Here is a 12,610-nt window from a genome sequence, read left to right as displayed (position 1 = left end):
ACCCGTCAGCCCGTGACGAAAACGGGAGGAGTATTCAAATGCAAGCCAGAGAAAACCTCGCGCAACAGGCCGCCAAGAGTGCCGCCGACGCGCTGATTCCGCAGAGCAGCGACAAGCAGAAATGGTGGCAGCAGGTCACCGACTACAGCCTGATCGTGATCTTCGCAATCATGTTCATCACGATGTCGCTGACGGTCGATCACTTCTTCTCGATCGAAAACATGCTCGGTCTCGCACTGTCGATTTCGCAGATCGGCATGGTCGCCTGCACGATGATGTTCTGTCTCGCCTCGCGTGACTTCGACTTGTCGGTGGGTTCCACCGTGGCGTTTGCCGGCGTGCTGTGCGCGATGGTGCTCAACGCCACCGGTAATACGTTCATTGCCATCATCGCGGCGGTGGCTGCGGGTGCGGCGATCGGCTTCGTGAACGGCGCCGTGATCGCATATCTGCGCATCAACGCGCTGATCACCACGCTTGCGACGATGGAAATCGTCCGCGGCCTCGGCTTCATCGTGTCGCATGGCCAGGCGGTAGGCGTGTCCTCGGATACGTTTATCGCGCTGGGCGGCTTGTCGATGTTCGGCGTCTCGCTGCCGATCTGGGTGACGTTGCTGTGCTTCGTCGTGTTCGGCGTGATGCTCAACCAGACTGTCTATGGCCGCAATACGCTGGCGATCGGCGGCAATCCGGAAGCCTCGCGTCTGGCCGGTATCAACGTCGAGCGCACACGCGTCTATATCTTCCTGGTGCAAGGCGCGGTGACGGCGCTGGCCGGTGTGATTCTCGCCTCGCGTATCACCTCGGGGCAGCCGAACGCCGCCGAAGGCTTTGAACTGAACGTGATCTCCGCGTGCGTGCTGGGCGGCGTGTCGCTGCTGGGCGGCCGGGCGACGATTTCGGGCGTGGTGATCGGCGTGCTGATCATGGGCACGGTCGAGAACGTGATGAACCTGTTGAATATCGACGCGTTCTATCAGTACCTGGTGCGTGGCGCGATCCTGCTCGCCGCCGTGTTGCTCGACCAGTTGAAGAACCGCGGCTCGCGCGATTGATGCGCGGCGCCTGATTAACTGTCTGAAGAGGGATCGAACGATGTCGTCTCCTGCCAATGCAAATGCCCGCCAGGCGGACAATGTATATGCGCGTTATCCGAGCCTTGAAGACCGCACGGTGCTGATTACGGGCGGCGCGACCGGGATCGGCGCGTCGTTTGTCGAGCACTTTGCGGCCCAGGGCTCGCGCGTCGCGTTCTTCGATATCGACGCGAGCGCCGGCGAGGCGCTCGCCGATGAACTCGGCGATTCGCGTCACAAGCCGCTGTTCCTGCCTTGCGACCTGACCGATATCGACGCGCTGCGCAAAGCGATCGCCGATGTCAAAACCGCGCTTGGCCCGATCGAGGTGCTGGTCAACAACGCGGCGAACGACAAGCGCCACCAGATCGAAGAGGTCACGCCCGAGTCGTTCGATGCGGGCATCGCCGTCAACATCCGCCATCAGTTCTTCGCGGCGCAAGCCGTGATGGGCGACATGAAAGCAGCCGGGCGCGGCTCGATCATCAATCTCGGTTCGATCAGCTGGATGCTGAAGAACGGCGGTTACCCGGTCTATGTGATGTCGAAGTCGGCCGTGCAGGGGCTCACGCGCGGTCTCGCGCGCGATCTCGGCCACTTCAATATCCGCGTCAATACGCTGGCGCCGGGCTGGGTGATGACCGAAAAGCAAAAGCGCCTGTGGCTTGACGACGCTGGGCGCCGCTCGATCAAGGAAGGCCAGTGTATCGATGCCGAGTTGATGCCCGAAGATCTGGCGCGCATGGCGCTGTTCCTCGCGGCAGACGACAGCCGGCTGATCACGGCACAGGACATCATCGTCGACGGAGGCTGGGCATGAGCGAACCGGTGCGCAACCCGCACGCGACGCTGCTGGTCGATGCGAAATGCACGCTGGGTGAGGGCGCGACCTGGTGCGAACGCAGCGGCCGCCTCTACTGGACAGATATAGAAGGCGCGAGGCTATGGCGCTATGACCCGCGGGACGGAAGCAGCACGTCCTGGCCAATGCCTGAACGCCTCGCGACATTTGCGCTCTGCGCCGATCCGCACTACCTTTTACTCGGACTCGCTTCGCATCTTGCGTTTTTCGACCTTGCAAGTGGCGAGACTCAGCGTATTGTCGATGTCGAGCCGGATATGAACACACGCGTCAACGATGGCCGCTGCGACCGTCAGGGGCGTTTCGTGTTCGGTACGAAGGACGAGGGTTCGCCCTTACGCGCAGTGGGTGGGTTCTACCGTCTGAACCGCGATCTGTCGCTCGAGCGCCTGCCGTTGCCGGCGCCCGCGATTTCGAACAGCATCGCCTTCAGTCCGGACGGCGCGACCATGTACTACTGCGACTCGCCGACCCGGGAGATTCGCGCGTGCGACTACGGCGCAGACGGCAGCATCGCCAACAACCGTGTCTTCACGACACTGACGGATGCGACCGGCGAGCCGGACGGCTCGACCGTGGACCGCGACGGCGGGCTGTGGAATGCGCAGTGGGGCGGTGCGCGGGTGGTGCGGTATGGACCGGATGGGGTTGAAACGGCGCGCGTATCGGTGCCCACCGTGCAGCCGAGTTGCGTGGCGCTGGGCGGAGAGCAACTGGATACGCTGTACATCACGAGCGCGCGCATCGATCTGGATGCGGCAACGCTCGCAAGCGATTCGTATGCTGGCGGGGTGTTCGTCGCGGTCCCCGGACAGCTTGGCTTGCCGGAAGCGCTATTTCAGGACGCGCCGCTGCCGCGTAGGGCGAGTGAGTGAAGCAGGTTTTTCGTGGCACGCAGATGCGGGCCGTGGTGCTGAGAGCAGGTTGGGTCGTCGCAGGTCGCGGATTGCACGGTATGCCGGTTGGCAAGCGCACTGCAAGACTCAAGGACTCAAGGAGTTGAGGACTCAAAGAGGCGGCCCATTCAGGCGCCCGCATAAACATTCGTCAGCGATGACGGTAACGTCTCACGCCTCTCGATGGAGCCTGATATGACTGTTGCGAACCTCGTTTCCTCTTCCCAGAGTACCCAGGCTGCGCAGACGCGCCGCGCCCGGCTGGCGGCCGCCGCCAATCCGGTGCTGGCGGGACCTAGCACCTCGGCGGTGGCGGTCGGCGAGACGAGCGCGGGCGACGTGGCGTGCGTCACGCTCGCCAATCCACAACTTCGGCTCGACGTGGCGCCGTCGCTCGGCGGCGGCATTACCCGCTTCGACTGGCGCAGCGACGGCGCACTGGTGCCGATCTTCCGCCGTTGCCGGCACGTCTCCGCCGATACCGATCCGAACCAGTTGGCCTGCTATCCGCTGCTGCCGTATTCGAACCGCATCGGCGGCGGGCATTTCGGCGTGGGCGGCCGGAGGATCGACGTGCCGTGCAATCGCGCGGCCGAGCCGTTGCCGATTCACGGTGACGGCTGGCTGGCTCACTGGCAGATAGCCGGGACAGACCGCGACAGCGTGCGCCTGACGCTCGATCGCAGCGACGGCCAGCCCTACGCGTACCGTGCGGCACAAACCTATACGCTCGACGGCCCGAGCCTCGTGATCACGCTTGAGATCGAAAACACCGGGCGCGATGCGCTGCCATTCGGGCTCGGCATCCATCCGTTTCTGGTGCGAGACGCACAGACCGAGTTGTCGGCCGCGGCCGCGGGACTCTGGCTGCAGGGGGACGACTGGCTGCCGGTGCGCCATGTGCCGGCGCCGCCGGCCTGGCAGTTTGGCGTGGCGTATCCGCTGCCGCCGACCATCGTCAATCATGCCTTTACGGGCTGGAGCGGACAGGCGGCGGTGGTCTGGCCGAAACGGCGGTTGTCGTTGACGGTCGCCTCGGATACCGATTACTACGTGCTCTACACGCCGCCGGGCGAAGACTTCTTCTGCTTCGAGCCCGTCGATCATCCGATCAATGCGATGAACCTGCCGGGCGGGGCGGCCGCGCATGGCATGACCATGCTGGCGCGCGGCGAGCGCTTGATCCGGTCATTCCGGTTTACCGTCGAGCGGACCGGTTTGCGTGCAGTGGCTGGGGCGCGGAGTTCGCGGCGGCAGTAGGCACCGGCGGGCGGTGGCCTGCTGGCTATAGTTGCTCCGGCTCGCGAAGCCGTTGCCGGTTGCGCAGTCCGTCCTCGTGGCCAGGACGGGTAAAATACGCGCCACTTCTCTAATCAGCCCGCCGCGAGCCCCATCATGTCCACTTTCATCCAGACACTCAACGACGCATGGCAGCGTACGAATTCGCTGTTGTGCGTCGGCCTCGATCCTGAGCCCGCGAAATTCCCGGGCGAGCTGGCCGGCCGCGCCGATGCGATCTTCGAGTTTTGCCGCACTATCGTTGACGCGACCGCGCCGTATGCGTCGTCGTTCAAGCCGCAAATTGCGTACTTCGCCGCGCATCGTGCGGAAGACCAGCTTGAGCAGCTGATTGCGCACATTCATCGGAACCATCCGGGTCTGCCGGTGATTCTCGACGCGAAGCGCGGCGATATTGGCAGCACCGCCGAGCAGTACGCCCGCGAGGCGTTCGAGCGCTATCAGGCCGATGCCGTGACGGTGAACCCTTATATGGGCTTCGATTCGATCGAGCCGTATCTGGAGCACAAGGGTAAGGGGGTGATCGTTCTGTGCCGGACTTCGAATCCTGGTGGCTCCGATCTGCAGTTCCTTGAGACTGCCGGACGTCCGCTGTATCAGGTGGTCGCGCAACTGGCGGCGGAAAAGTGGAACGCGAGCGGCCAGCTCGGCCTCGTGGTGGGCGCGACGTTTCCGAAGGAAATCGAAGTGGTGCGCGGGATTGTCGGCGACATGCCGCTGCTGATTCCGGGTATCGGCGCGCAGGGCGGGGACGTTGAGGCTACCGTGAACGCAGGCCGCACGGCGGCAGGCACCGGCATGCTGATCAACTCGTCGCGCGCGATTATCTATGCCGGTAAGGGCGAGGACTATGCGCAGGCTGCGGCCAAGGCCGCGCAGGATACGCGGGATCGGATTAACGCGTATCGGTGATGGAGAAGCGGCTACCTTCAATGAACGTAGCCGCTTGTATTTCTAAGCTGGACTGGCCGCCGGCCCCAGCCGCGCGATGAATTCCGCGTGCGCCGGATAGGCGCTGCGCAGCGCATCAATATCAGCCAGTTCGAACTCGCTGAACTCGAATCCCGGCGCCACCGTGCAGCCTGCCAAGGCGAACGTCGCCGGGTCTTCACACTCCGCCGCAAACCAAAACCCGGCTGATACCACGGCCTGAAAGACACTGCCCGGATGAGTTAGCGGATTGCCGAGCCGGTGGCTTATCAGCTTCCCGGTCTCATCGAGCACGTGTACCAGCAGCGGCTCGCCCGCATAGAAATGCCAGACCTCATCGGACTTGATCCGATGCCACGCAGAATGCGCGCCGTCACAGAGCAGATAATAAATGGCGGTCGACGCCGAGCGCGTCTCGCCTGATCGCTCTCGGCTCACGCTCACCGCCGAGCGATAGGTTTCGCGAAAAAAGCCGCCCTCGGGATGAGGCTGCAAATCGAAGCGGCGGATCAGGTCGTCTCTGGCTAGCTCGGGACTGGGCATGGGAGGTGCGCTTAGTCGATGCAAAAGGGCGAGTCTGCCCCTTGCGGATAAAAGTTAACCAAAGCGCCTTACCGCTCGCGCTCGTCAAGCAACGCCAGCAGTCCGCGCAGCGCATGCGCCGCCGCCTGCACGCGGATCCTTTCGCGGTCGCCTTTGAACACCACCGTTTCCACCGACGTATGCAGCCGGTTGCTCCACCCGAACGACACCGTCCCCACCGGTTTGCTTTCAGTACCGCCGCTCGGTCCCGCCACGCCGGTAATCGACAACGAAACCTGCGCACGGCTATTGCGTAGCGCGCCTTCGGCCATCGCACGCGCCACCGGTTCGCTGACTGCGCCATGCTTTTCGATCAGATCCGCGGGCACGCCGATCATCTCGCTTTTGGCCTGATTCGAATACGTGACGAAGCCGCGCTCGAACCAGCCGCTGCTGCCGGAGATGTCAGTGATCGCCGTCGCGACCATGCCGCCCGTGCAGGACTCGGCGGTCGCGAGCATCAGGCGTTCGTCGCGCAACTTGTTGCTCACGCGAATAGCGAGTTGGTGAACGACGGAATCGGTAGCCATGCGTTTGTCCGAAGAACGTGGGACGGTTAGACCGTCATGCGCCAGAGCGCGATCACCAGTAAGGTGAAAAACGCCGCGACCAGGTCATCGAACATGATGCCAAAACCACCTTTCAGTCTGCGGTCGAAGTAACGGATCGGTGGCGGTTTCACCATGTCGAAGAAGCGGAACACGACGAAGGCCCACACCTGGCCGGTAAAGGTCACCGGCGTCACCATCAACAGGACCAGCCAGAACGCGACGATCTCGTCCCAGACGACGGGCGACGGATCGTCGATGCCGAGCTTTTTCGCCGTGAAGCCGCTGATCGAAATGCCGGCGAGGAATCCCACCACGATCAGCACACCCCAGTCGAGCACGGTCAGATAGCGGTTGAGCACGGCGAACGATGCCCACGCGAACAGCGTACCGACCGTGCCCGGCATCACCGGCGACAAGCCGCTGCCGAAGCCGAGCGAAATCAGATGCAGCGGATGCGACAGCATGAAGCGTGCGGTCGCGCGGCGTGGCCGCACCGGGCGCGGCCCGGGGGAGTCCGGCGGGGCGCCGCGCGACGGGTCGTCCTGTGACGGGTTGTCCGCTAATAGGCCGTCCCGTGACGGATCGTCCCGTGGCGGGCTATCCCTTGACGGGCCTTCCGCGAAGTCCTCAGCGGGGCCGAGCGGGGGTTCAGTCTGCATGGAAATGGTCGAAGCCTTGCAAGGTCAAGATGAGCGGGGTGCCGGCTGCGTCATGCCAACTGATTGCAGGTTTGGCCGTCGCCGATTTGAGAGGGGTTATTGTACCGATCCGCGTCACCGGAATCTCGACCTGGCGGCCGGCCGCTTCGACTGCTTCGCGTGCTGCTGCCGGCGCGGTGAAGCACAACTCGTAGTCGTCGCCGCCGGCCAGTGTGCAACGGCGTTGCACGTCGGCGGACAGTCTGCGCAATGCTGCGGAGCGCGGCACCGCGTCGACATCGACCTGGGCTGCAACCTGAGAGCGCTCAAGAATATGCAGCAGGTCGCCGGCGAGCCCATCGGACAAGTCCAGCGCCGCATGCGCAATGCCGCGCAACGCGAGGCCCAACATGAGGCGCGGCTCGGGGCGCTCGAGGGCGCGACGAAATGTCGCAGCGTCCTTCTCGTCGGCCGACCACTCGCCGCGCAGCACGCCGAGGCCGGCGCGCGCGTCGCCGAGCGTGCCGGAAATCCAGATGTCGTCGCCAGCTTTGGCCGCATCGCGGCGCAAGGCTTGCCCAGGCGGCACGCTGCCGAACACGGTGATGCACAGGTTGAGCGGCCCGGCGGTCGTATCGCCGCCAATCAGGTCGCAACCGTAGCGTTCGGCGAGTTCAAAGAGTCCGTCGCTGAACGCCGCCAGCCACTCCTCGCTGGCTTGCGGCAGCGCGAACGCCAGGGTGAACGCCTGCGGCCGCGCACCCATGGCCGCCAGATCCGACAGGTTCACCGCCAGGGCCTTATGGCCCAAGGCATGGGGGGCAATATCGGGGAAGAAATGGCGGCCTTCTACCAGCATGTCCGTCGAAATCGCCAGTAGTTCGCCGGGACGCGGCGCAAGCAAGGCGCAATCGTCGCCTATGCCGAGCGAGCCATCGTCAGGGATCCGCACCTCACTGGCGCGGCGCGCGAAAAAACGGTCGATCAACGAAAATTCGGAGAGCATAGTGGAGGTCCGTGCACGCAAAATGGCCTGAGCGGCTGCTAACGGCGCGCATTGTACGGTGATAATGCTGCGTCGCCGCAACGAGTGTGGGCGAGCGGACCCGTAATCTTTCACTCTGTTTCAGTCGCGGCACCTATACCCTGATTGAAGGAATTGCGTTAGGGAATGGCGCTACAATGCCGTCGAACACCTATTCTAATCCGCACTTCCAAGCCCGCCTTATGTCGAATCCCGTCAATAGCAAACTCCGCGAAGCCGCTCTCGATTATCACGAGTTCCCGACCCCCGGGAAGATCGCGATCGCGCCGACCAAGCAGATGATCAACCAGCGCGATCTCGCGCTGGCGTACTCGCCGGGCGTCGCGTTCGCTTGCGAGGAAATCGTCGAGAACCCGCTGAATGCCGCCCGCTTCACCGCGCGCAGCAACCTCGTCGGCGTCGTGACGAACGGCACGGCGGTGCTGGGTCTCGGCAATATCGGCCCGCTCGCCTCCAAGCCGGTCATGGAAGGCAAGGCGGTGCTGTTCAAGAAGTTTGCCGGCATCGACGTGTTCGATATCGAGCTGAACGAATCGGATCCGCACAAGCTGGTCGACGTGATTGCCGCGCTCGAACCCACCTTCGGCGGCATCAACCTTGAGGACATCAAGGCGCCGGATTGCTTCATCGTCGAGCGCGAATGCCGCAAACGCATGAAGATCCCGGTGTTCCACGACGACCAGCACGGCACGGCCATCGTCGTCGCGGCAGCCATCACCAACGGCCTGAAGGTCGTGGGTAAAGACATCAAGTCGGTCAAGCTGGTCGCCTCGGGTGCGGGTGCTGCGGCACTCGCCTGTCTGGACCTGCTGGTCGACATCGGCCTGCCGCTCGAGAACATCCTCGTGACGGACCTGGCCGGCGTGGTCTACAAGGGCCGCACCGAACTGATGGATCCGGACAAGGAGCGCTTCGCCCGGGAAACCGACGCCCGCTCGCTGGCAGAAGCGATTGGCGGCGCGGATATTTTCCTCGGCCTGTCGGCCGGCGGCGTGCTCAAGCAGGACATGGTCAAGCAGATGGCGGAGCGGCCGCTGATTCTGGCGCTGGCTAACCCGACTCCGGAAATCCTGCCAGAACTGGCGCTCGAAGTGCGTCCGGATGCCGTGCTGTGCACGGGCCGCACCGACTACCCGAACCAGGTGAACAACGTGCTGGTGTTCCCGTTCCTGTTCCGCGGCGCGCTGGATGCGGGCGCCACGACGGTGACGCGGGAAATGGAAATCGCCGCAGTCAACGCGATTGCGGAACTGGCGCGTCAGGAGCAGAGCGACATCGTCGCGACGGCTTACGGTATCCAGGATCTGTCGTTCGGGCCGGCCTATCTGATTCCGAAGCCGTTCGACCCGCGCCTGATCGTCAAGGTCGCGCCGGCCGTGGCAAAGGCGGCGATGGAGTCGGGCGTGGCGGAGCGTCCGATCGAAGACATGGACGCCTACGAGCAGCATCTGCAGCAGTTCGTGTACCACAGCGGCACGACCATGAAGCCGATTTTCCAGCTCGCGCGTGGCGTCGAGCCGGAGAAGAAGCGCATTGTGTTCGCGGAAGGCGAAGAAGAGCGCGTGCTGCGCGCGCTGCAGATCATCGTCGACGAAAAGCTGGCCAAGCCGATCCTGATCGGCCGCCCGGCGGTGATCGAGCAGCGTATTGCCCGTTATGGCCTGCGCCTCGTCAACGGTCAGGACTACACGGTCGTCAACACGGATCACGACGAGCGCTATCGCGACTTCTGGCAGGCGTATCACAAGCTGATGGCACGCAAGGGCATCAGCGAGCAGATGGCCAAGCTCGAAATGCGCCGCCGCACCACGCTGATCGGCGCGATGTTGGTGAAGAAGGGCGAAGCGGACGGCATGATCTGCGGTACGGTCAGCACGACGCACCGCCATCTGCACTTCATCGATCAGGTGATCGGCAAGAAGGAAGGCCGCAACGTCTATGCGGCGATGAACGGCCTGGTGCTGCCGGGCCGGCAGATTTTCCTCGTCGACACGCACGTGAACGTCGATCCGACGCCCGAGCAGCTTGCCGAGATCACCATCATGGCGGCTGAAGAAGTGCGGCGCTTTGGTATCGAGCCGAAGATTGCGCTGGTGTCGCATTCGAACTTCGGCACGAGCAATGCGCCGACCGCCCAGAAAATGCGCGATACGCTCGAGATCCTGCGCGAACGCGCCCCGGATCTGGAGGTAGACGGCGAAATGCACGGCGATGTCGCACTCGATCACAACCTGCGCCGTGAAGTGCTGCCCGAATCGACGCTGGAAGGCGATGCGAATCTGCTGGTGATGCCGAATATCGATTCGGCCAACATCTCGTACAACCTGCTGAAGACGGCCGCCGGCAATAACATTGCGATTGGCCCGATTCTGCTGGGCGCGGCCAAGCCGGTGCACGTGCTGACGGCCTCGGCCACGGTGCGCCGGATTGTCAATATGACGGCGCTGCTGGTTGCGGATGTGATCGCCGCACGTTAAGCGGCCCGCGCGGCCCACCCACACGAAAGCCGACAGGCGAAAAAAAAGGCGTGCCCGCAACGGGCACGCCTCTGGGTGAACTGGGGATTGCCACCCAATAAAGGCACGAAACGGCGGCATCCACCTCAGATCGTCCGGAAATAGAACAAACCTCACTCCCTTATCCCGGACTGCGCCGCCGGGTTAATTTTATCCCGAGAGAGATAAAATTATCTGTCAAGAGTTGTCAAGACTGCGCCGGCGGCACATTACAACAACAATGGAACCTTTCGTTTGCCGAACCAACGTTGATTCCAGGGGCCATTAGCGATACCCTTACGTCTTTCATGGTCGTCAAACTCGTGATCTAACAGCGGGAACCCTGATTCATGGCACGCAAGTGGCTCCGCAACGGCGTGCTTATTGGCGCCCTGGCGTTTGGCAGTTTGTGCGGGAGTCTGGTCACCGGCGCGGTCGCGCGGGACTATTCGGCGCCCGGCAATAGCGACAATCAGGTGCAGGGCACCATCGCGGTCGCGCAATTACCGCGTGAAGCAGTCAATACTTTGAACTTGATTGCCGCAGGCGGGCCTTACCCGTATGAGAAGGACGGGATCGTATTCGGCAACCGCGAACGGCTGCTGCCACCGCATCGGCGCGGCTATTATCACGAATACACCGTTCCTACGCCGCGTGCCCACAATCGCGGCGCGCGTCGCATTGTCTGTGGGGGGCCGCTCCAGCGTACCGATAATTGCTACTACTCGGACGACCACTACACCAGTTTTAATCGTATTGTTGAATGACATCGGGATGAACGGCATGAGCGACAACGTCTACGCGCACGACTCCGGAGTCGCGACGGATCTTTTCGCGGCCGGCGACGGCAATCTGTTTCAGCGTGTCATGCAGATGCGCACCGCCGGTGACGGACGGGACACCCAGAGCGAAGCCAGCACTGTGCTTTCATCGAACGAGGGGCCTATGAGTCTTTTCAAGACCGTACGACCGAACATCGTACAGTCGATCCGCGCGTTTCGCGTCCAGGATCTCGCTGACGAGGCCAGCCAGCTCGGCCAGCACTTTCTGTATGCGTTCTGCGCGAATGCGCAGTCCAAACAAGAAGTCCTCGAAACGATTGCGACTTCATTTTTGTTTCCGAAACATTTCGGCAAAAATTACGATGCCCTCTACGATTGCCTGACCGATCTGGTCGCCAAGGCGGGCACGCAACCGGGTTTTGTGATCGTGCTGGAGGCGCTGCCGGTGGCGCAGAAATTCGACAAGGAAGGCCGCGAAACGCTGCTCGACGTGTTCCGCGAAGCCGCGGAATTCTGGGCCGAGCGCAAGGTGGCGTTCCGCGTGTTTTATTCGTTCGCCTGAGTTTGCCGGTGGGGTGCGAGCGGGGAGAAGAAGTGGACGCAACCGCCAGGCAGCAGCCCTAAGTACGCCAGTACGGATGACTGAACAAAACAAAGGCCCGCCGATTGGCGGGCCTTTGTTTTGAGATGGGGGCTTAGGTTACCAGCCGCCCCAGCGCGCAGCCAACGCCGCCAGTACGGCAATTCCCGCCGTTTCGGTTCGCAATACGCGCGGCCCGAGGCCAACCGCCGTGAAGCCGTGGTCGGTCGCCGCGGCTTCCTCGGCCGCTGAAAAGCCGCCTTCCGGTCCAATCAGCAACGTCACGCGGCCATGCGGCGGGGTGGCCGGCAAAGCCGTAAAGCTGATGCTAGCGCGCGGAGAGAGCAGCAGGCGTAACTCGCCTGGTTCGGCGGCGCGCGGCAGCGCGCCGAGCCAGGTGGCGATCTCACGCACCGGTGCGACGTCAGGCAGGCGATTGCGCCCGCACTGTTCGCACGAGGACCGCACAATGCCCTGCCAGTGCGCGTGACGCCGTTGCGCGCGTTCGCCGGACAGGCGCACGACGCTGCGCGTGGTGGTGAGCGGCACGAAACTGGAGGCGCCCAGTTCGACGGCCTTTTCGATCAGCCAATCCATTTTGTCGCCGCCGGCAATGCCTTGTGCGAGCGTCAGGTGATAGGGCGGCTCCACCTCGATATCGCGGAACTCGCGAATCTTGACGGTGGCCGAGCGGCGTTCGACTTCGATGAGCTCAGCGCTGTACTCACCGCCTTCGCCGTTGAAAAGCACGATCGAGTCGCCCGGTTGCAGGCGCAGGACCAGGATGTGCCGCGTGACGTCATCGGGAAGCTGCATGATGTCGTCGGGCTTGAGGGCGGTACCGACGAAGAAGCGAGGCATCAGGAAAATACTC

General features: G+C 63.2%; 13 protein-coding genes. 8 read left to right on the top strand and 5 right to left on the bottom strand.

What is annotated here, in order from left to right; genetic code table 11:
- The first annotated feature begins 38 nt into the window (after nucleotides 1–38).
- The 5 genes from araH to pyrF all read left to right on the top strand — a co-directional run bounded on the left by araH (nucleotide 39) and on the right by pyrF (nucleotide 5,045).
- Nucleotides 39–1,055, top strand: coding sequence for an L-arabinose ABC transporter permease AraH (gene araH, locus BLQ92_RS22395; RefSeq protein WP_090686718.1), 1,017 nt, complete (start codon nucleotides 39–41; stop codon nucleotides 1,053–1,055).
- 40 nt (nucleotides 1,056–1,095) lie between these two features.
- Entirely contained in the window at nucleotides 1,096–1,896 is an 801-nt protein-coding gene (locus tag BLQ92_RS22390) for an SDR family NAD(P)-dependent oxidoreductase (protein ID WP_090686717.1), read from the top strand.
- Nucleotides 1,893–2,813, top strand: coding sequence for an SMP-30/gluconolactonase/LRE family protein (locus BLQ92_RS22385; RefSeq protein ID WP_090686716.1), 921 nt, complete (start codon nucleotides 1,893–1,895; stop codon nucleotides 2,811–2,813). The genes BLQ92_RS22390 and BLQ92_RS22385 overlap by 4 nt, the downstream gene beginning before the upstream one ends.
- 216 nt (nucleotides 2,814–3,029) lie before the next feature.
- Nucleotides 3,030–4,094, top strand: a complete 1,065-nt coding sequence (locus BLQ92_RS22380) for an aldose 1-epimerase (RefSeq protein WP_090686715.1) — start codon at nucleotides 3,030–3,032, stop codon at nucleotides 4,092–4,094.
- 135 nt (nucleotides 4,095–4,229) lie between these two features.
- Nucleotides 4,230–5,045, top strand: a complete 816-nt coding sequence (gene pyrF, locus BLQ92_RS22375; RefSeq protein ID WP_090686714.1) for an orotidine-5'-phosphate decarboxylase — start codon at nucleotides 4,230–4,232, stop codon at nucleotides 5,043–5,045.
- Between the two features lie 42 nt (nucleotides 5,046–5,087).
- Here pyrF and BLQ92_RS22370 read toward each other — a convergent pair whose 3' ends face one another.
- The 4 genes from BLQ92_RS22370 to thiL form a co-directional block, all read right to left on the bottom strand.
- Nucleotides 5,088–5,606: a cupin domain-containing protein gene (locus BLQ92_RS22370; RefSeq protein ID WP_090686713.1), complete on the bottom strand. Its 519-nt coding sequence runs from the start codon at nucleotides 5,604–5,606 to the stop codon at nucleotides 5,088–5,090.
- A gap of 68 nt (nucleotides 5,607–5,674) precedes the next feature.
- On the bottom strand, nucleotides 5,675–6,175 hold the full coding sequence (locus BLQ92_RS22365) for a CinA family protein (protein WP_090686712.1): 501 nt from the start codon (nucleotides 6,173–6,175) through the stop codon (nucleotides 5,675–5,677).
- Between the two features lie 26 nt (nucleotides 6,176–6,201).
- Nucleotides 6,202–6,855, bottom strand: a complete 654-nt coding sequence (locus BLQ92_RS22360; protein ID WP_175772423.1) for a phosphatidylglycerophosphatase A family protein — start codon at nucleotides 6,853–6,855, stop codon at nucleotides 6,202–6,204.
- Entirely contained in the window at nucleotides 6,845–7,840 is a 996-nt protein-coding gene (gene thiL, locus BLQ92_RS22355; RefSeq protein WP_090686710.1) for a thiamine-phosphate kinase, read from the bottom strand. Before thiL ends, BLQ92_RS22360 begins: the two co-directional genes overlap by 11 nt.
- Before the next feature lie 176 nt (nucleotides 7,841–8,016).
- On the opposite strand from thiL, the gene BLQ92_RS22350 reads away from it, so the two are divergent.
- From BLQ92_RS22350 to BLQ92_RS22340, 3 genes are all read left to right on the top strand, one after another.
- Nucleotides 8,017–10,356 (top strand): NADP-dependent malic enzyme, encoded by a 2,340-nt coding sequence (locus tag BLQ92_RS22350; protein WP_090686709.1) that lies wholly within the window; start codon nucleotides 8,017–8,019, stop codon nucleotides 10,354–10,356.
- 368 nt (nucleotides 10,357–10,724) lie between these two features.
- On the top strand, nucleotides 10,725–11,141 hold the full coding sequence (locus BLQ92_RS22345; protein WP_090686708.1) for a ribonuclease: 417 nt from the start codon (nucleotides 10,725–10,727) through the stop codon (nucleotides 11,139–11,141).
- Nucleotides 11,142–11,157: 16 nt separating this feature from the next.
- On the top strand, nucleotides 11,158–11,718 hold the full coding sequence (locus BLQ92_RS22340; protein WP_090686796.1) for a barstar family protein: 561 nt from the start codon (nucleotides 11,158–11,160) through the stop codon (nucleotides 11,716–11,718).
- 138 nt (nucleotides 11,719–11,856) lie between these two features.
- Here the strand turns inward: BLQ92_RS22340 and BLQ92_RS22335 are convergent, their stop codons facing one another.
- Nucleotides 11,857–12,597 (bottom strand): 16S rRNA (uracil(1498)-N(3))-methyltransferase, encoded by a 741-nt coding sequence (locus BLQ92_RS22335; RefSeq protein WP_090686707.1) that lies wholly within the window; start codon nucleotides 12,595–12,597, stop codon nucleotides 11,857–11,859.
- Nucleotides 12,598–12,610 lie beyond the last annotated feature (13 nt).

This window comes from Paraburkholderia phenazinium, from assembly GCF_900100735.1.
In the GTDB taxonomy this organism is placed as follows: domain Bacteria; phylum Pseudomonadota; class Gammaproteobacteria; order Burkholderiales; family Burkholderiaceae; genus Paraburkholderia; species Paraburkholderia phenazinia.
Note: the sequence above shows the minus strand (reverse complement) of the source record. Positions and strands in the feature narration are given on the sequence as shown.

Coding starts and splice junctions, on each gene's coding strand:
- araH (WP_090686718.1), top strand. CDS start 39: ATGCAAGCCAGAGAAAACCTCGCGCAACAGGCCGCCAAGAGTGCCGCC.
- BLQ92_RS22390 (WP_090686717.1), top strand. CDS start 1,096: ATGTCGTCTCCTGCCAATGCAAATGCCCGCCAGGCGGACAATGTATAT.
- BLQ92_RS22385 (WP_090686716.1), top strand. CDS start 1,893: ATGAGCGAACCGGTGCGCAACCCGCACGCGACGCTGCTGGTCGATGCG.
- BLQ92_RS22380 (WP_090686715.1), top strand. CDS start 3,030: ATGACTGTTGCGAACCTCGTTTCCTCTTCCCAGAGTACCCAGGCTGCG.
- pyrF (WP_090686714.1), top strand. CDS start 4,230: ATGTCCACTTTCATCCAGACACTCAACGACGCATGGCAGCGTACGAAT.
- BLQ92_RS22370 (WP_090686713.1), bottom strand. CDS start 5,606: ATGCCCAGTCCCGAGCTAGCCAGAGACGACCTGATCCGCCGCTTCGAT.
- BLQ92_RS22365 (WP_090686712.1), bottom strand. CDS start 6,175: ATGGCTACCGATTCCGTCGTTCACCAACTCGCTATTCGCGTGAGCAAC.
- BLQ92_RS22360 (WP_175772423.1), bottom strand. CDS start 6,855: ATGCAGACTGAACCCCCGCTCGGCCCCGCTGAGGACTTCGCGGAAGGC.
- thiL (WP_090686710.1), bottom strand. CDS start 7,840: ATGCTCTCCGAATTTTCGTTGATCGACCGTTTTTTCGCGCGCCGCGCC.
- BLQ92_RS22350 (WP_090686709.1), top strand. CDS start 8,017: ATGCCGTCGAACACCTATTCTAATCCGCACTTCCAAGCCCGCCTTATG.
- BLQ92_RS22345 (WP_090686708.1), top strand. CDS start 10,725: ATGGCACGCAAGTGGCTCCGCAACGGCGTGCTTATTGGCGCCCTGGCG.
- BLQ92_RS22340 (WP_090686796.1), top strand. CDS start 11,158: ATGAGCGACAACGTCTACGCGCACGACTCCGGAGTCGCGACGGATCTT.
- BLQ92_RS22335 (WP_090686707.1), bottom strand. CDS start 12,597: ATGCCTCGCTTCTTCGTCGGTACCGCCCTCAAGCCCGACGACATCATG.